Annotated in this window: 15 protein-coding genes; 3 read left to right on the top strand and 12 right to left on the bottom strand. The window is 40.0% G+C overall.

Annotated elements, in window-relative coordinates:
* Positions 1–20: 20 nt before the first annotated feature.
* The 8 genes from POF51_RS26420 to POF51_RS26385 all read right to left on the bottom strand — a co-directional run bounded on the left by POF51_RS26420 (position 21) and on the right by POF51_RS26385 (position 7,771).
* Positions 21–1,424, bottom strand: coding sequence for a CHC2 zinc finger domain-containing protein (locus tag POF51_RS26420; protein ID WP_271756439.1), 1,404 nt, complete (start codon positions 1,422–1,424; stop codon positions 21–23).
* A gap of 80 nt (positions 1,425–1,504) precedes the next feature.
* Positions 1,505–3,172 (bottom strand): DEAD/DEAH box helicase, encoded by a 1,668-nt coding sequence (locus POF51_RS26415; RefSeq protein WP_271756438.1) that lies wholly within the window; start codon positions 3,170–3,172, stop codon positions 1,505–1,507.
* Positions 3,173–3,437: 265 nt separating this feature from the next.
* Positions 3,438–4,334 (bottom strand): hypothetical protein, encoded by an 897-nt coding sequence (locus POF51_RS26410; RefSeq protein WP_271756437.1) that lies wholly within the window; start codon positions 4,332–4,334, stop codon positions 3,438–3,440.
* Position 4,335: 1 nt separating this feature from the next.
* Positions 4,336–4,890: a hypothetical protein gene (locus tag POF51_RS26405; protein ID WP_271756436.1), complete on the bottom strand. Its 555-nt coding sequence runs from the start codon at positions 4,888–4,890 to the stop codon at positions 4,336–4,338.
* A gap of 429 nt (positions 4,891–5,319) precedes the next feature.
* Positions 5,320–5,841, bottom strand: coding sequence for a hypothetical protein (locus tag POF51_RS26400; RefSeq protein WP_271756435.1), 522 nt, complete (start codon positions 5,839–5,841; stop codon positions 5,320–5,322).
* A gap of 173 nt (positions 5,842–6,014) precedes the next feature.
* Positions 6,015–6,581, bottom strand: coding sequence for a hypothetical protein (locus POF51_RS26395; RefSeq protein ID WP_271756434.1), 567 nt, complete (start codon positions 6,579–6,581; stop codon positions 6,015–6,017).
* Positions 6,582–6,626: 45 nt separating this feature from the next.
* A complete protein-coding gene (locus tag POF51_RS26390; RefSeq protein ID WP_271756433.1) occupies positions 6,627–7,139 on the bottom strand; it encodes a hypothetical protein in 513 nt (170 codons plus the stop codon).
* A 23-nt stretch (positions 7,140–7,162) separates the two neighbouring features.
* Positions 7,163–7,771 carry a hypothetical protein gene (locus tag POF51_RS26385; RefSeq protein WP_271756432.1) on the bottom strand — a complete coding sequence of 203 codons (609 nt, stop codon included), beginning with the start codon at positions 7,769–7,771 and terminating at the stop codon, positions 7,163–7,165.
* Positions 7,772–8,273: 502 nt separating this feature from the next.
* On the opposite strand from POF51_RS26385, the gene POF51_RS26380 reads away from it, so the two are divergent.
* Together POF51_RS26380 and POF51_RS26375 are read left to right on the top strand one after the other, a co-directional pair.
* Positions 8,274–9,155 (top strand): hypothetical protein, encoded by an 882-nt coding sequence (locus tag POF51_RS26380; RefSeq protein WP_271756431.1) that lies wholly within the window; start codon positions 8,274–8,276, stop codon positions 9,153–9,155.
* Positions 9,148–10,344 (top strand): AAA family ATPase, encoded by a 1,197-nt coding sequence (locus POF51_RS26375; protein ID WP_271756430.1) that lies wholly within the window; start codon positions 9,148–9,150, stop codon positions 10,342–10,344. The genes POF51_RS26380 and POF51_RS26375 overlap by 8 nt, the downstream gene beginning before the upstream one ends.
* A gap of 32 nt (positions 10,345–10,376) precedes the next feature.
* Here POF51_RS26375 and POF51_RS26370 read toward each other — a convergent pair whose 3' ends face one another.
* Genes POF51_RS26370 through POF51_RS26360 form a run of 3 tightly spaced genes read right to left on the bottom strand, consistent with a single transcriptional unit; the run spans position 10,377 to position 13,655 of the window.
* On the bottom strand, positions 10,377–11,537 hold the full coding sequence (locus tag POF51_RS26370) for a hypothetical protein (RefSeq protein WP_271756429.1): 1,161 nt from the start codon (positions 11,535–11,537) through the stop codon (positions 10,377–10,379).
* 35 nt (positions 11,538–11,572) lie between these two features.
* Positions 11,573–12,952: a ParB/RepB/Spo0J family partition protein gene (locus POF51_RS26365; RefSeq protein ID WP_271756428.1), complete on the bottom strand. Its 1,380-nt coding sequence runs from the start codon at positions 12,950–12,952 to the stop codon at positions 11,573–11,575.
* Complete coding sequence (locus POF51_RS26360; protein WP_271756427.1) at positions 12,915–13,655, bottom strand: hypothetical protein; 741 nt, start codon at positions 13,653–13,655, stop codon at positions 12,915–12,917. Before POF51_RS26360 ends, POF51_RS26365 begins: the two co-directional genes overlap by 38 nt.
* Before the next feature lie 780 nt (positions 13,656–14,435).
* On the opposite strand from POF51_RS26360, the gene POF51_RS26355 reads away from it, so the two are divergent.
* Entirely contained in the window at positions 14,436–14,891 is a 456-nt protein-coding gene (locus tag POF51_RS26355) for a GNAT family N-acetyltransferase (RefSeq protein WP_271756426.1), read from the top strand.
* A 133-nt stretch (positions 14,892–15,024) separates the two neighbouring features.
* On the opposite strand, the gene POF51_RS26350 is transcribed toward POF51_RS26355, so the two are convergent.
* The gene (locus tag POF51_RS26350; RefSeq protein ID WP_271756425.1) at positions 15,025–19,755 is read right to left on the bottom strand and encodes a hypothetical protein; all 4,731 of its coding nucleotides are present in this window, start codon (positions 19,753–19,755) and stop codon (positions 15,025–15,027) included.
* Between the last annotated feature and the right edge of the window lie 9 nt (positions 19,756–19,764).

Below are 19,764 nucleotides of genomic sequence, written 5' to 3'. Positions count from 1 at the left end.
GACGCTTAGCGACAGCTGGGCTATTTGCTAAAATCTATGATGGAGAACAGCTTGGGTTTCATCCCAGATATATAGAGGTCATCGATTCCCTTTGATGAACGTGTAATATCCCATAAAGCTAAATCAATACTCACGCCTTCTGCTGCAAACTCTCGAATCAAAGAGCGTACTACTTCCCCCGCTTCCTCTTTCTCTTCATCAGTATCCTTATTGTGGATCGTCCGAATTGCGTCCCCATCGATGGATAGTATGACTTTTTTGGGTTTCAGTTTCATAGCACCTTCTACAGCTAAATACCATTGGCTCAAACCAGGAAAGCATACAGCTGGCCTACCCGTGTATTCAGACATAATGTCGCCCTTGAGGGGCCCCTCGGTGATATCTACCACGCTACAATCGATGGTGGAGCCGTCTGGCATTCCGTTTGGAGGGTAGGCAACATGATAGGTGGGGACTACCTTAGAACCCTTACGCTTTTCTGTCGACGATAACCAAATGTATTTGTTCCGTTTCTTTACTCGTACATTTCCTACAAGCTGTCCTGCGATCGTAATGGGAATCTTCGAGCTATCTTGGACCTTTCCCGAGTAAATCAACTTCTTTTTGTAATGAACAGTGAGGATTTGTGTATCTGAAATCTCTGCATGTAGCGGATGATCATTAACCGCTTCGATAATCGGATGAAGTTTTGGAGATTCGACTCGGAGTTGAAATCCTTGGACGATTCCATATTCATTGCGAACGGGGATTAGGATTCCGTTTATACCGGACATATTCCAATACGTTCCAGAACCATCTTGTCTAACGGATTCATAGAATCCCGGGACCCCTTCTAGTGTAGTGAATTCCTGATTGATCTCACCTGCTATTACATATGGTCTTTCAGGATAAGAACGGTATTGCCGTAAACCAATCACATCGATCGTCATTCTTCTCTCAAAACGGAGATGGTTGATATGCTCCTTCTTCAAAGACAACTTATCGATCAAAGAGCGATATACAGCTGTGATCATTTGAGGTTCTGCTAATGGAGAGTCAACTCTTTCACGAAACTGAGAAGGAGGTTTAACAGGACGATCTGACTCTATTCGACTGCCGTCTGTGTAAACAACCGGGTGGCCCATGTAATAGCATACCTTCTCTACCGCTTGAAGAAAGAGCGTCTCGTCATACTTCTTCCATTCGTAGTACATGATGAAGGAAATTGCTCCCTTTCCACCCGTATCGTGACACTGGCCAAAGCAATGATAGCGATTCTTGCCCGGTTCAATACTGAATGAGGGCGTCTTTTCACTATGAACGATGCAATTAGTAAAGTACGATTTCCCCGTTTTCTCCAAGGGGAGCCCAATGGCTTGCGCTATATCAAACACGTTAACGCTTTTGGCAAACTCAATGGTTTCCTCCGAAATCCTTTGTCTCATACCCACTGCCCCTCCTTTACCGTCTCGCTTTGTGAATGGGTATCAGAGATTTTATCGATTCTGCTGTATCCCCTCCACTATTAGCGAATGATTTGTAGCTCAAGGAGCTTTTCTGTTATCTGAAAGCGGTCTAACAATAAGGCAGCTTCACCAGTTGTATCCGGTACCGGAAGTTTTAGCTTCCGTAGTTCGTCCTCCTGCTCTCTTGTTATCTTGTCTTTCTTTTCAATTACGTCTTTAAGCACGAGCCTTTGCATCCAGGGTTCCTTCGCTCGTTTTTCGATTAGTTCTTCAGCTTTCGTTTGCGCCTCTCCCAACGAGAGAAATGGGTCGAGATTGACACAGCTGATCGAGTCAGTACTTTTTGCATAAGCCCAGATGTTCCATCCAGGTTCATCCTCATCAATGGAAGGGACGAGACAAACACTCCCTGCCCCCAAGTTTATGCTATAACCCACGGGTAGCGGGTTCCATTCAAACTTACTTTCTTTCGGCAAGAGATCTACGTTTTGTACTTGTTGAAACTTCTCCTCCAGCGCTTCTTCATAGGCATTCATGATTTGCTGATGACGGATCACGTCCGCTGTACTAATGATGATATCTTCATTTACTCGTCCAGAGGTTTCCTCATCACTCGTCATTCCCTTTTCACGTTTGATCGCTTCTTGTTCAGCAAGGGTTCCGATGATAGAAAGCAGCGTAACCAGTTGATGACGTCCTGTATTCCCGGCAAAATCAATCACTAAACATTCAGTCTTACCCGGAAACAAACGCGTACCTCTCCCAACCGCTTGTACATACAACGATCGACTTTGTGTTGGCCTAACCATCAGCACGCAAGAAAGTTCCGGGCAATCGAACCCTTCCGTTAACACCATGACGTTGGTCACAACACGAATATCACCTTGAGCAAATCGAGTTAGAATATCTCTACGCTCATCATCTTTCATCGTTCCATCTACATGATGAGCTGAAATTCCATAGGCGCGAAATGTAGCTGCAAGGTCTATTGCGTGCTGTACGGTGCAACAAAATGCAACAGACAGTCGGTCTTCGCATCGATTCAGATACGTTTCTACTACCAGTTCATTAATTTTGGGTGTGTTATAGTTGTTTGATAATTGCGTCTCGTCAAAATCCCCATAGGTTGTCTTAATCTTCGATAGATCTACCCCTGTATCTACTCGTTGCCCTCGAAGATTGACCAAGTATCCCATTTTAATTAGATCAAGCATGTTGATTTCGAACACAATTTGATCAAACACTGTCGATAACTCTTTCCCATCAGTTCGATCAGGTGTGGCCGTTACGCCAACAATGAGCAGATCTGGGTTTAGTTCGCTAAAGTAGTCGATCACTTTCGTATAGGTAGGACTTACTGCGTGGTGGCATTCATCGATAATGATTAGTTCTACCTTTTCTGTAATCTGTTCCATTCGATTAACGAGGGACTGTACAGAGCATGAGATAATCTGTTTACTTACTTCATTCTCTCGGCCCTTTATGATACCAACATCTGCCTCGGGCCATACTTGAAGTAATTTGCTAGCTGCTTGCCGAATAAGTTCATCGCGGTGTGCGAGGAATAAGGACTTCTTATTGAATCTCTTGAAGATCTCACTGCTAATAATCGTTTTGCCTGCACCTGTAGCTGCTATGAGGAGTTGTCTTCTCACTTCGTGTTGCAGCCGTATCACTTCAGATACAGCTTTTTCTTGGTAATCTCTCATCTGCATAGATGCTGTCATGGATTCCCCCCTTCCTACTTGAACCTATCTTCAGCTCCATAGTGGTTGGGAAACGCTAGGTTCTGTAGCTCTTGTATTTGTAAGGTACTTCAGAATGATTCATTGCTCTTTTGACCAGTCAGAAGCATTTGCCGTTATAGAATTCTGCACTCCTGGCCCAACCTCTGAATCCGGTTTTGATAAGGCGATCAATAAAAGCACAATGAAACCGAACAACATCACGCCTCCGAGTATTAAGCACTTTCTCTTCATACTGGCTTCCAAACTACTCACCATCCTGCTTTAATTGTTCGTTGAATTTTTTTCGTTTTCTGAATGCAGCAATATAATCATTTGACTTTATCGTCATCTGAGCATGATTCTCCCTCTGACTGTTGATTCTCAATCGACCATAGATAACGCAACTCTTATCGATTAACTGTTTATCTGTGTAAGTGAAGTAAGGAAAATGAGCGTGAAAAACAACTACGGTAAAATCAATACCGTTTACCGGGTATAAGTTGATGTAGATTACTTTCTCTCTTCGGTTCACATGTTTTACTTTGCCTAGAACAAAATAGTCCCCCGTATCATTTTTTTCAGTTAAATACTGATAGGCTGTATCAGGTGTAATGACCATTTCGGACAACGGAACCTTGACCTTTTTTCCTCCACGCTTGACCGAAAATTGAATCGTGGTAAGTTCGTCTGGCGTAAGACTCGTGAGTAACTTCACAATCGATTTTGGAGAAGAACATCTCGAAATCTTTTTGTCTTCTGAACCGACTTCCTCTTCTTCAGGCTTCTCGCTTTTCTTGGATTCGTTTTTTTCTCTTTCTTCATCGGAAAGATAACTCCGATCAGGATCAATCCTGTTCAGATTTAAATCGATGACATACTCATCTTCACTCATTTGAGTTTCAGCCATTAGGTCTTGGTACTCTAGCGCCTTTTCCAGTGCCTCGAAAGGATCGAGCTTTTGAAAAAAGCCACATTCTGGTTTGTGTTGGGAGTCCGCATACCCAGTTGTCTTGAAATGTGGAGCAATATCTTCATTTCCTCGATTTAATATCACTCCTACCCGGCATGCTGCATCAATACACTGCACCATACCATGTTCTGATTGATCATAGTCTAGAGCTGATACACTATGTCTACATTTCGTTGACCACGCTACCTTCACACTATCTTCCCTCCCTTACTGGTCGTTCTTGTTTTAACATCGACCTCATTTCCATCGCTTCGATATCAGTTATCGGGTCTTGAACCATCTCAGAATCTGTATCAGAATCACATGTAATCTCTTCAATGTCCTGGCTTAGTCGAGTATTTGTTCCCTGTTGAATATCCTTGATAGGCTTTTGGTGTACGAGTATTTGTCTGCTTGTTCGACCTTCAGATATCTTTGATCGAACGAAACGAATGATATTCATAAACATGAGATGCCATCCCATAACAAATCCGCCAACAACGCCAAGTAAGTACCCCTTAATTTTCTTTAGTTCTCTATTCAGTCCTAGACTGATTAGAAGTATTTGAAAGAGAGTAATGTCATGTTTATGACTAACGTAGAAATAGAAACCAGGGAAAGCGAAGACTACGAAGAGAACTCCGTAATTACCCTTGTTGACCAAGATTAAAACCATTTGCCAGATAGATACCCCTGCTACTAACAAATTGCCTATGATAACGCTCCAACGTTGTTTCGATTCACTGATTACCACTTGCGATTGACTCATGATCTTCCTGCCCTTACGAACTCTCCGTCTGTGTCCAATCTCCAGTACCGAGAAGTTGAGCCCCGCTTATCTTCTTTGATCACAGCATCCTGAATTCCCACACGCAAAATGACAGGGAAACATGCAGAGGGCATAGTAGGTAATTCGTGCACATTTCTTTCCACAGCACTTTCGATTTTTGATTTACTTGCTCTGCTCATCGTGAAAACAACCTCCTTATTGTAATAAGAGTGATAAAAGTCATAAAAAAAAGACGAATCCCTTTTCTCCTTATAGAGAAAAGAAACTCGTCGGTATTTCCGGCGCTAGGTATATATTTCCTATTTATTATATTACTCCCTACATTATACCGCAAGCCTTCAATAGTAATACCCGGTAACTTCAAAATCCAAATGGTAAGAAAGAAGAAAGTGACCATGTAGGTCACTTCTAGTTAGCTTTCATCGTCCACTTAATAGGAACAACCAGATCCCCGATCGGGAGCTGCCCTTGTGCTTTCCACACCACATCAAAGGCGGTCATTTTTTCTTTTGGTCCAACAAAACTAGCGTCTCCGTCCGTATTTTGAGAGGACATGAAATCAGTGAGTTTCTTTTCTGTATCGTCGATTCCCGTAACAGACGAACCATTCAATTGTACTGATAACAAGTCGCCTTCAGCCGATCCCCAATTAATTCCGGTTGGAGTCAAGGTATTCGCGTAGAGCACACCCTTTGTATTGCCACTGTTTGTGATAGCAATATTAGGGAAAGAGATTTCCTGCGTGCCGCCTTGCGTTTTACTAATTATCTCTGGAATGTTTGTTGCACCGGAAATTGTTAATCCGATAGTAGCCTCAACTACTGTTAGTGAGAAGTTTGATGTGGAGCTCACATCAGCTGGTGCAGCTGATGCCGAAAATGGGATAATAGTTGCCAATAGTGTTACTGCTGCCAAGATACTCTTTTTCATTACGTTTACCTCTCCATTCTTATTCTTAATATGTTATTTAATCATTACCTCTTACAACTACGGTATTGAATCTGGAATTGATAAACCTTTAATCTCAAGCTTCATGATTGTTCTCACGCTGCCATACACCTTTGCTTGAAGAATTTATTCTCTCATTGCATAATCCAGTAATATTAACTAGATTTCATGACCCATTGTATAGGCAAAGTCAATTCCCCAAGTGGGACCCTATCATTAAATTCAAAAAGAAGTACTTGAATATTACCAAGGGTCTCTCCAGGACCAACATGTGTTTTATCGAGATCCGTGTCAAATGACTCCATCATGTTGGCTAACTTGACCTCAGTTGGAATGGGGTTTACGGAATACTGGTATAGAACGTCTACTGATCCACCTCTACCTGCTCGGGATTTTAATCCAACAAACGAGATTTCCTCAGAATTCTGTCCAAATGTCGTCCGTTTTGGAGTTAAAACTTGTCCATACAGTACACCTTTTGTATTACCACTGTTCGTGAATGATATATTGTTAAACTCTACTGATTGATTACCGTTTGAATTTTTGATTGTATCTTGTATTACTTCACCAAGGTTTGTTTCTCCCGCAATATTCAGACCTAATGTCTCTTCAACGACCGTCACTGTAAAATTTGAGGTTGTACTTGTATCGGTAACAGCGGCCTCTGCTGAAGGAACAAAAAGTAGGCAACCGGCTATGGCTGTATAGATTAGCTTTTTCATGATCGTAAATCCCCTCTTTATGACTAATATTTATCGTCTGGTTGTTTACTGAGCCTTCAGGGTCCATTTCACGGGCATTGAAAGTTTGCCAACCGGTAATCGATCTTTAACGGAGAAGACAACGTTAAAGGATGCAAGTTCCTCCCCAGGACTAATACCAATTGGATCACTGTCAGAATCCAGATCGCGCATCACATCCGTCAAAAGACTCTCAGATTGGGGAATAGCTGCTAGTTCGTTGCTTCCATTAACAACCGAGACAGCTATTAAATCACCCTCTCCATTGCCAAAAGAGATCCCTTGTAATTGGCCGACTTCAGCATATAAATATCCCTTTACAGCTCCCTGATTTGAAACCTTTAACCCAGGAAAACGGATTTCGGGAGCACTCTTTCTAGATATCTGCCCTAGATCCGTGCTACCTGAGATATTAAGCCCTAGTGACTCTTCCACAACTTCGACCGTGAAGTTTGTAGTTGTGGAGGAATCTGCTACTGATGCACTTGCGTACATCGGTATGGACAGTAGTAACAATAATGAGATGATCGTTTTCTTCATCCTGCATCCCTTCCTTGTCTTATTTACGTAGTTACTTCCACTTGAGGCTTAGTTCGTTTCTTACGTTTTCTCATAACTAGTCCTATCAAAATGACAAGTAGAGCAACCAATATTGACCCTTGAACGTACTCATTGTTCTTAACATAGTACATCCACTTATCCGCTAAAGTACCAGCTATCAAGTTGTAGTTAAATTGGAGTTCTACAGCTGGATTATGCTGTATTCCCTTCCCTTCGTCTTCTGTGGCAGAGATCAATATTTTCCCCTCAGTCTTACCCGGCATCATTGTGAAGTCTGGTTGGATTGAAGCCTCTAAGAACACCTTTTCTTGTGGTTTCAATATCAGGCTTTCCTTTTCTACTGTTATACCTCCCTCAGTAGAAATCACTACCTTTTCTCTTACTGTTCCCGTGTTCTGAATAAAAAGCTTATTGATTCTGACTTCATCACCTTGCTTCACGTCTTCTTTAATTACAGCCTTAGCTGGTCCCGCTTGAAGTCCGACTGAGTCTTGAGGTTGAGTAACGGGATTTGTTTGGGCTTCCACAGATAAAGGATTGAATAGGATCGCTCCCAAGCATATTTGCAACATGAGGGCTGTTGTTGTAAGTGCTTTTACCGCTTTTTTCATATGATCCTCCTACTTAGATAACTGCTGCTAGCTTGTAGCTTGAAAGTTCAACGAAATTCCTACCATAAACAGAATGATGAGCATAAGGGCAAATAAGGAAGCGAGTGTTCTTTTGATTGCATGCAATAAACTTCATCTCCATTCACCGTAATTACTAGCTGAAAACAAAAAAGACGAATTCCACTCCTCATTGTGAGAAATGGAATTCGTCGGTATTTCCGCCGCAATCTTTTGATTTCTTTCACTATATCATAATGAATAATTACGAACAAGTATAGAACTTCTCAATATTAGTATCTATTAAAGTCCGAATTTGATAACGAACTCTATCACCGTAATTGAAAGAGTGTTTGTTGTCGCATAGAAACACCATCCCTAACAGCAATCATAATAAGATTGAGATATCCCGCCGTACTCTACTTTATCTCAAATCATTTCTAGATTGTGGTAGAATTATTCAATACAGGAAATCTGGCAAAAAATGATAATAAGAGGTGGTACTATGCTGTTTAACATCTATTACTTAAACTTCTCCAAAGTTTACGAAATCAAAATGATAATAAGTAATCTCATTCAAACTGGTGGAAATATAGAGACGGGAGACACAGGAACTACTGATGCTGAAATTAAAGCGTCTATGGGTGCAAAGTTTCTAAATTTTTTCAATGCAAATGTGGGCACAACTTTGAAATCTCTTTCATCGGATTCCCAAAAGGTGATTGAGACTTTTGAAGTAAAAACAACAAAATCGATTATTCTTAACGATGTTATCAAAAAAAGCAAATCTACAATTGGATTTAAAGACATCAGAGAGGGCGCTCTTATTAGAGTAGATAACGTTAAATTAGAACTACTTAATGAGCAAGAACTAAGAACTGTAAAGATATTTTCAAGTGGTGCGTTAAAAGATTCATCAATACCACAGATAGAAGGTCTTGATTTGAATAATGCGTTAAATTCAATATTAAAAGATTATTCCTATAAACTAAAGGGTTTTTCTCCAAATGCAGAACAAATACTCATCAAAATTCCAATGACTTTTGAAAGCGAACTTGAAAGTCTGTATAGTATTGATGATCTGTTTATAGGTAATGTAACAATTATTGGAATATATAAGGGACAAGTGAAAATTGACAAACTAAAAAACTCTTTTGACTTTTTTCAAGAGCTCGGTCAAACAAATAATTCAAACTCAGACCAAGAGGTTCACAATAGTCAACTACAAGCTAAAAAGACTCCCCTATTTCAACAGACAGCTCCAGACGAGACGGATTATCATTATATCGACCTTCTCGCAATTGTCCAGAATATAGATCCCGTTGAAGAGACGACAGAAGAAGAACAAAGTCTTAATAGGAAGAAGGCTTCCGAGGCCAATGGATAGGATACTTTATTTCTACGAAAAAAAACACTATTGGGCATTTAAACAGCAAAAAATTGCAGAATGCAAAACAATTAGTACTATTTCAGAATTCCTTAATGATAAAGAAGTAGATTGGTTAAATGAACAAGACTTATATATTATTGATTTAAGTTCTATATGCCCCATTATGAAAGAACAAGAAAGCTCAGTATTTCAGTTCGAAAAGTTGTTAAGCAAGATCGGTGACCACATCGAGTTCATTGTCGAAGATAAATACAAGGACGACTTGTTCTACTATCTTAAACACTCTTTCGGTGATTTACAGCCTATTCCCCTAGAGAAGACAGCTGAACAGGCAATAGAGGAAGAGCCATCAAGGGAAGATAAACAGATTCTACCCCCAGTAAGGAAAATTACCAACCTAACTGAAGAAGAGTTAAATAGCTTTTATACCGAATTTAATGATAAACTGTATGGTCACACTGAGTTCAAAAAAGAGCTTAGACTGCTTATTGATACCTTTAGAATCTTCAATAAAATAGGTGAGCATAAAATCTTATCATTGTTTCTAATGGGCGACTCTGGAGTAGGAAAAACGGAGGTTGCACGCACAATCCACAAATGTTTGAAAAGTAAAAAGAAGCTCGCAAAAATCAGTTTTGGTAATTACAGTAGCAAAGATGCACTGAACAGTCTAATTGGCAGCCCCTTGGGCTACATTGGCAGTGACGGCGGCGAATTGATGAAAAGGGTCAATGAGTCTGATATAGGACTAATACTAATCGATGAATTCGAAAAAGCCGATAGTGCTGTTTTTAATTATTTTCTTGATGTTTTAGAAAACGGAAAGCTGACCAACACTAAAGCCGAAGAAAATGATATTGATGGTTACATTATTGTCTTTACCTCAAACATAACTAAAGAACAATTTTTAACCCATATATCTCCTGAGCTGCGTTCGCGGTTTGATTATAAAGGCGTTTTTGACTTTTTGACCGATAACGACAAAAAGAAATTTCTAAATCATCGAGTTAACGAAATAATTGAAAAGTATAATACCCTTTCCGGTTACACATTTAATGACAAGCTACGTGCCAAACTGATCAAAAGTATCGATTATTCTAGCTTCAGAAACATGCGCGACCTTAATAAAGTGATAAAAAATACTTTTGTGCATTATGTCCAAGGTAAGTTAAATACAAAAAAATGAAGGGACTGTCGGATAGCCCCTTCATTTTTCAGCTAGAGTGCTGCTTCGATTTCATTTTGGTTTAAAGCTTCCGTCTTGAAACTTGCTGTTGTTATCGTATTTCTTATTTCATTAAATCTAGAGATTAGATCAGTCTCAGACAAGACATCGAGGACTTCCTTTTTTGGTTTGCTGGCCAACTTGCTGAATAGAATATCCACACCAACTACCTTTTTAATGGCGTTGGCTCTTGCCTCCCGTACGGCTTTATTCAAAAGGCGCTTCATGGAGTTAAATAGATTCACTTTACAATCGACCAGATAAGTTAGCTGTTCTGTTCGATTATTGTTTTTGAAATTAAAACTATCGATCTTAAGAGAAAGCAACACATCTGTCATAAACTCAATTAGATATTTGTTAATTTGTTCGGGAGTCATTTTCCCTTGCCCCTCTAGTGCATCACCTATGATTTTAATCATATCTGAGACGTAATTTAAAGGAACAGACAAGCCGTTGTACTTTGAATACTTTGAGTTATCTAGGTCAATTACGATATTTATATTATTCTGATCTGACAAATACTCAATAGCTTCCGCGTAAGCATCATTAACAAAATAGAATTCACGACCTGGGGATACAGGTTCACTTTTACCGAGATCGAGTAAGCATCGTTTACTATAAGTATCATCCAGGTCAACATAAATATCAGCAGTAAATGAAAGTTCTAAAAACTTACGCTTGATAAGCTCGTAATAAGCTCGCTTTGAATTCGATTTTATGTTATCAATCTTCTCATTCAACATCCTTATTAACAATATAGAAGCAACTTTCCTATGTCCTCCATCCCGAATGCTAAAAATCTGTTTTATGCAGGGGATGTGGAGAAATCCGTCTTTAAGAAGATTTTCTTCAGAAAGTCCGTTCTCCTTAAGGTTTAAATTGAAAACGAAACTAGATTGGAAAGGTAGTTCGTGATCTTCATCGCTTTCTTTTGTTAGTATGTTAAAATAGTTTTTAGCAATTTTCTCTGCACGCTTTAATTTCACTGTACGTTGTGCAGTTTTATTGGAAAAGAGGTCTAGATCAGCATCATTTAAAATACTATAGTCCAAAACAGTTGTGAAGCGGCTTCCGTAAGCCGTCTTAGTACCTATAGCAGGTTTAATCAAATACTTCATAGTTACTGGATCAGTTACATTAGATTCCTCAAACATAAATTATGCACTCCTCTTGATGTATATTTGATGTTTTAGCTATGCTTTTCAATTTCTTCGGCAACTTTCAAGATATCTGCTTTGTTGTAACAGATGAACAGCACCTGTTGATATTTGAGTAAATTTTCTCTAACTCGGTGTATGTCAGAATGTGAGTCTATCCATTCACGACGATCAGCTTTTCCAGCTAATGTAGTAAGTGTAAATGCATCTTGGAAATGGACGACACGATGTTTGCTTTTTGGTTCATCTTGTTGTTTAATAACTTCAATCACATTCTGGGAAGAGTTCATGACAAGTGGTGGAAGCGTGTTGTGCTTCTTCAGATATTCGTTAAGTTTCCTTTGTTCAGCTTCTTCGTGAAGGAGCTTTGCTTCAATTGCTTCTGATTTTTTACGTTCTTCTTCTTGTTGTAGTCTTAATTTTTCAAGACGTTCTCGTTCTTGTTGTACTTTCCGTTCAGCATCTATACGCCGTTGCTTTTCCTGACGCTCCAGCTCTTCTTGTTTCCGAAGTAAATCCAATCGTTCTGCTTCTTCTTTTGCCTTTCTCATTTGCTCTAAAAGTTGTTTTCGCTGACGCTCCGCTTCTTCCTCACGTTTCTTCCGCTCTACTTCCTGTTGTTTCATTAATGCTTCTTGACGCTTGCGCACTTCTTCCAATTGACGAAATCTCTCTTCTTCGCGTTTCTTTGCTTCTTCATGTGCTTTTCGCTTCGCTTCTTGGACACGCACTTCAGTTTCGTATTTGTTGTACTCAATTTCAATATTTGTGGCAGCACTGTTAGGACTCTTATCTCCTAATTCATTAATAAATCGAAATTGCCAAGGCTTAGGTAACTTAGATAGAGTCAGATATGTTGCTTTATTTATCGGCACCCTCTTTTCAGTTTCAAGTTTCTTCAGATGATTGATGACATTCCGATCCAAATTTAATATGACCTTTTTGTAATCCTCGTAATCTCGGTTATCAATTTTCAACCTATCAAGAATGGCTTGATAAGTCACAATATCGTCCAAGTAAATATGTAATTCAGCAGAATCTGTGCTGTCTAATTTTTTTTGTTCCTTAATCATCAAAGACACTTTTCGTACATTTTGCTCAGCGCGCTCAATGAAAGATAGAGTCTGTCTAACGAGATTTTCGTCTATTTGTTCGATGTCGTTCCTATATTGATCCTCATCTGTCAAAAGTACCGGAACCATTGTATAGTTCAGTTTGGCCAGTGCCGTCAGTCTATGAAGTCCCGAGACAAGTACCCCTCTACGTGTAACAGTGAGTGGGTTTTTTAATCCAACTTCTTCGATACTTGCTTTTAATTGTTCAACGATATCCATATTCAAACTTTGATATCGCGTTCCATCAATAATGATTTTATCAATAGGCATTTCTGTAATCTCGGTTACGTAACTCATTTTCCAAATCCTCCATTCTAGTTTCCCAGCCATTTTTTTTAACAATCTCTAATAGCTCATGAGAAGTCACTTTTCCATTCTCATGTTGTTTCAATAACTCATTCACATATCGAGCACATCGACGACAACGTGCCCCCCGATAGTTACCATACAAATTGTCACCATACATGTATCTCCTTGGTTCTATTTTGTATGTACTCCCGCATGTCACGTGCTTTACCCTCACAGGTTTATATCTATCAACATATTCATCAAGCGGAATTATTTCATTTTCGAATAATTTTTTATAAAACTTTTCAGCAGCAGATTCACGATCAACATTCGCACATCTTGGACAACCTCTTTGTCCGGAATATAACTTATTTGGGTATACCCAAAATTCCTTTTCGCATGAGTTGCACCTCACCAAAACCTTATTGTGTGTCCCCTTGTATTCTGTTAGTGATGTGAATTTTACACCTGATATTAATGCATTCCATTTTTCTTCCGCCCTTTCTGAGGAGTTTCCACTACAAATCGAGCAAGTTCGCTTTCTATGCATTAAGCTAGCTGGCGAACAGTACCACAGATGTCCCTCCTTACAAAGTAATTGGACTTTGTTACGTGCCGTATTATACTCGCCTAATACTTTGTATCCTCTTCGGTCACATTCAGCATAAAAGTTCTCTGCCGCTTTTTTTTGTTTTTGTTGTCTTTTATTCACTCCTGTATCACTTGAAGTATTTACCATAAAAGTAGTATGGTTAAAGAAAACCCATATCATACATAATTTCCTAATTAAATTTTCGCACAGTACTTAATTTCAATGTCTATATTAAATGAAGCGAAAATAAGGTGTTGCTATCTTGTTAATGTTTTGAAAGCTTGCCGTCATTATGCCTACTCTTGAACGTTTTCACTTCCAGAGTTTTTTTCCGACCTAGAAATACCAACAATTGCGAGGTTTAAAACGATTCCTTTTCCTTGTTCCATGAAAGATAATTCCCGCTTGCTTTCAAGCGAGATCTTTGAAATCTCGATAATTGCCTCTTTCCTCAAAAATGAGGAGCTAATTTATTTCACTTAATAATCCCGACCAATCATCTGGCCGAGCCACCTACATACTATAGCTCGGACTGTTGCCATTCGTTAGTTGAGCGATCGCGCAAGTTTGTCGAACACCGACGGTCTTACCGAAACCTCTTTCCAGGGGAACCTGCACTAAAGACAGCCGGATTTCAACTAGAAAGTCCTGTTTTAGAATTTCGATCATCTTGAAAAACCGTTCCAGCCAATAGCTTCGTGAGTAGGTACTGTCTCGATCGTCTCAAATTCAATTGGGGGAGTATCTCCCCCAACAACGGAGTCCTGATTATTGACCTCCTAATGATAAATTTGATTAGCTTTAACTACTTGAGTGATTCTTAAGTTCAGAGGGAATTTCACTACGTTTGCCGCTAAGCAATGCACCTAGTACGTAAATTTATGTGGAAGGGTGTTACACATGGAATTTTCTCCAAATTGTACAAATGATGAATTAGTCTCATTTATTAAGAAATATGACTTGGAATTAAACTGGGATTGGGCCATAAATATATCTGACTGTAGCTGTATAGTAGAGGATGTATATAAGGTTGAAGATAACGGGGAAATTATTGGCCTAATTGATTTTTCATTTAAAACAATATTCGGATCTGATAGTATACAAATAGAAAATTTCGAAGTATTCGAAAAAGGCAAGGGTATAGGGAGTAAGATTATAAATGCTCTCATTGATCAACTTCCGGGGGTTCATATTTATTTGTATGTGAATGATGAGCGAAGTAAATCATTCTGGGAGAAGCATAAATTTATGAATGATCCTGGCACACTACTACATCATGTACTCACCATGTATCACGAACGAATAAGCTTCTACTATCAAAAGAAGCGATGCAAACAAAAAGACATTTATTCCTAAAGCAGTAGATGGTCACAATCTTAGATAAGCTTTGATATGGAAAATTCAATAGTAAATGATTGATTGTAAGTTATCGGCATAGATAAAACAAAAAGTGACCCCACTAGGCCACTTTTTGTTTGTTTCCTCTTAATTATCTGTAATGTGTTTTGTATCCTTGCCACTCATAAGCATTACCTAGGATTTCAAGAGGGACCTTATAGTCATCCATGTTGTGACCACGCAGCTGGGATTTATCATAGACCGGATACCCTTTATCTACTCCAAACTTAAACCTTGGAAGGAAGTAGACGCTGTAATTGCCTCGTTGCAGCCCGGACCAAACATCCCCCATTTTGAGCGTATCCACACCTTCTTCACGACGCCCCAGCTTTGGTACCTCAATACTCGGCCCATGCCATTCCATTCCCACTTTCACAAGGTTTAACGAATTACGTAGATCCGTGTTTTTCCCACCTTGCTCCTGCATCCATGATGTTGCAGACAGAATGACCGGATATTGGTTTGAGAACGGATGCTTATGTCTTGGTTCGAATACCATGTGTGTTAAGATGGTCTCGCCAGCATAATAGGAATTATTGGTACTCGATGTGTACCGATCCCGCGAATGCTTCTCAATCCATTCAGGCGTATGCAACAGATTACCTTTTGCATTTGGCTCATAAACTTCAAATTTGGTATCGACACCATCAATGGTAATCGTAAACGTGTTCTGAATACTGTCTTGATCCGTTCCTGATGAGCATTCCTTCTTAGACGGTGCTTTCGGATTTTTTGGATCTTTCTTTTCAACGCATTTTTCATAGCTTACTCTAAACTCCACTTTATAAGGAGCCTCAATTGTAAAACTATCTGCTTCAGCCATGTAATCCTCAGCATTCAATTGAACATTCCATGTAGTGAGCGTTGGTACAGTTGTGCCCGTGTATATATTACTTTGGACCGGCAACTTCGGATTTAACGTGAAGTTCTGATCCACTCCAGGTCCATTCACGGTCATAGGTACGGAGCTTGGCCAACGCGTCATTGGACTCGCTTTTGCATTCCATGATGTTGGATTCGGTGTAATAATCACATTTTCATAATCTGGAGCGGGGTACTTAGCTTCAAAGTACGCCTGTTTGTCAACGATTGCTTGTGCGATTTCACGATCAACGCTTGCGAACGCCATGTCGATCTGGGACTGATTGATTTCCACTTCAATACGTGCAGGTTCTTTTTCCCATGTTCCATCCGCCGTACTGCTTAGCAAACGGTTGTCAGAATCATACACCTTCATATTCATCTTACCGCCAGGAATCTCTCCTCCGGGTTCACAAGTTGTGCATGGAGGCGGTTCATCAACCTCGTCTTGTCCAATTACGACAGTAACTGTATACTGACAATCTTTTGCACTTACCCACTCGGAGTCGTTAATTTTAGCAGTAAAGATGTAACTACCTTCGGTTAGTTTTTCTTTTGGACTAAACCCTGCCCATGCAGGCATTTGACTTTCCATAGGAGGTGAAGTAGTCCATTCTGCCTCAACGACAAATTCTCCACCCTGTCTATTTTCTGATATAAGGTTTGCTGAATCCCAGATAAAAAACTGAATAACATCGGGCGCAGTTGGATAGGTAAGTGTGGTTCCCGAATCAACAACTCTTTCTTTCCATACACCATCAAACTTCTCAAATACGTGAAGGTAAAGTGCATCACAACCACCGTCTCGTGACTTAATAATGGCTTTAATAGCAATCTCACAATCCAGTAAAGCTGGGAAACGTGTATCCGTTACCTTCGCCTTAATCACATAGATCCCTGAGGATAATCCATTCTTTTCAAACAGCACGGATGGATTAGAAGAAGAATTGGTAATCGTTTCACCTGTAGTCTTGTTTATGGCTGTCCATGTCACTTTCAAACGAGTACTTGGCGTTGGGTCCGCAATTGAATTGGTGACAGCCAACTTAATGTCAATCTTTCCATCGTCCGAAATTACAAACCCCATTCCTTCATCTGGTTTATAATGCTCGTCAGTTGGGGTACTTCTATTAGCCCACATATTTCGTTGCGAATTCCACATATGCAAGTAAAGGTCGTCGCACCCTGCTTGAGCTACAGTGATCTCCATGTATTTGATACATGTAATTCCCTTTATCTTTATGGTTGCTTTTAACGTATACGTTATTGCTGACGTGTCAGAGAAGCGCTTCGTGAATGGATTAGATGAGCTTGTATCGGTTCCCTTCGAACTCACTAATTCCCATTTTACAGAGTCAATTCCTTTCGTCGTACCACTTCCAGAACTGGTATCTCTAAAAGCAAAGAACTCTACGTTATTAGTTGCACCGGATGTTAATCTTAGTTTGTATGGGCTTGCAGCTGTCCCTTCTCCTACTCGATCAACAAATCTTCCATCTACAGAAGCTCTTATATAGAGGTCATCACATTCAACTCGTGACGGAGGATCAGGAGGATCTCCCCAGACGATTTTAAAGGTATAACATATATCACCGCCCTGATCCGGAGATTTTCTAGACATTGTGAGCAAGAATCCATCCGGTACTTCAGCGGGCGATTGATAGAATTCATAGGAGAAACTAGTCTCGGTCCTTCCGGAATTTCCGTATGCAGATTTTAAGAACCAATATACCTTCACAGATGGTTGCCCATTATATAAAGCATTAAATGTTGCAACCTCTTTGCGATTTACATTCAGAATAAATGGATCTGCTGGTGTTCCAGTCCCTCCCGAAAACTCTCGTTTAGATCCGTCTACTTCCACTTCGACAGTAAATCCTTCACATCCTTGAGGTTCTGGCTCCTCTACGATAACAATTGTAATCTCCCAAGATGGACATTCTATGTCCTTATACTCCTTAAACCATTCATGCCCGTCATGTCTGATCTTATAAGTTCCAGGAGTCTTAAACCAAACTTGTTCTCCTTTATTGAGACCAGCATTCATCTTTTCCTCATAAACGAAGTTATCTGTTCGATGTGGTCGCATTTTATCTTTTTTGTCGTCATACATTAATGGCCATGGTTTCACAGTTCCATCCGGATACTCTACTTCCCAATTAACATTGGTTCTTTGGTTGGCATCACGTCCATTATGATAAACAACGTGGAAATCGAATCTCCCAATTTTGTTCGTCATGTGAAGAGTCGTTCCAGATGCTATTGTTTTTCCACCTATATAATTAATGTGCACTTCAAAGCAAGATGGATCAGCCGGCTTACTTTTCTTTTCAGTTGTTAATGTGATGTTATAGCACCAAACTTTACCGTTGTTGCCACGGAATTCAACTTTGAAGGTCATTGAATCATCGTCACTGATACTAATGGCATACTCACTGATAAGCAGACCTTGTCCACCGGAGATAACTGCACTTGCTTTTGCTGGGGCGCCGTCTACATACCAGCTTCCTCCCCCGCCGTTTGAAGGTTTAATCGTTACCTTCTCCACCTTGCTGTTCATGTACTGAGAGGCTACCTTCACACTTGCAATAGCAGTTGCGTGGGGTGTTATGAGTGAATAATATGTTGATTCTGAACTTCCTGAATTGAGTTTGTGAAGAATGTCCATCTTTTCTGCCTTGGAGGAATCGGAAGGTGGACACGGTATGCTACCTTGCATATCTGCCTTTACGTATATGGTTAAGCAGGTTTCATTCGTCCCAGCTAACTTAAACGTTATTTTGAAGATCTCACCGGGAGAATTGGGGACAGTAAAGTTGAACGTAGCTGAATTGTTGGTATCAAAGGCCGAATATCCTTCTACCTTCCAATCTCCTTTTACGCCTTTACCATTCGTTTCAGCAAAAAAGCGTGCAACATCACCCGTTGTTACGAGTTGAGTGCTTCCAGAGCTTACTACTGGGTCGGAGACCTTTGTTCCGGAATGGAATTTGATATTCGCACAAGCAAGAACGGGAGGAGCTCCGCCTATGGTAAACGTGGCAATTGCAGGTGTTGCAGCACTAATACTACTGGCTTCACGATTTGCACGTTTTTTTGAGTCAACGATCAAAAACTGTACTTCATAGGTTCCCGGCTCATGTCCTCCTGCTGGTGGTTTGTATTCCAGTACTTTTCCGTTCCAGACAAATGGTTCATCTCTTCCTGAACTATCCGCATGGAATCCCATTACTTCAGAATACTGTTTGTATCCCCTACTGGTTGATTTATTGATTACTGATAAGTTTAGCACTTCTATACCTTTGTTATACTTGGAAAAGTCAGTAGCTGTTGTTGTAATTTTTACTGTTTCATTGGGTTGATAAGTAGTCTTATCAGTCTTGACTTCCCTTGTTGGCCGTTCTGTTGTATAGAATTTTGCTATCCTTCGATACTTTCCATTTCCGAGAGGATAAATTGCACTATGATCATATTTCCCCCATCCTCCTGAAGCAATGGCAACTTCAGCAAGGTTCTTCATGTTTTTAAATTCAGAACCTTTGTTGGATATAACATGACCATACGCACCGGAACTCCCACCATTAACATAACTAGGATTACCATTTAACAGCTCTGTCCACCTTTTAGCCTCGTCAAGAGTTCCAAACAAGTGCCCATTATCAGAAACAGCGTACTCATATGAGTAGTTTACAGCTGTCCCTTGCTTAGTCCCGTTAATCTCAACATCTTGTATTGTAGGAATCATTGAGTCTTGGTCCAAGGATGGTCCTGCGATTTTCACTCGATCAAAATCGTTTCCAATTGGTCTACCTTTACTATCTAGTTCAGCAAGATTTAAGTTTAACTTGTTGGCATCTATAGCACTAGCTGGGGTGGGAGTGTTAAATAACACTCCCCCAGCTGCCAAACTTATAGCAAGTAATGTTGCAAGAAGTTTTTTCCATCGAGATCGAACATTCATTAACTTCCC

It is taken from the genome of Brevibacillus sp. AG, from assembly GCF_028369215.1.
GTDB lineage: Bacteria > Bacillota > Bacilli > Brevibacillales > Brevibacillaceae > Brevibacillus > Brevibacillus porteri.
The sequence above is the reverse complement of the archived record's forward strand: the minus strand, read 5'-3'. Positions and strand labels throughout refer to the sequence as shown.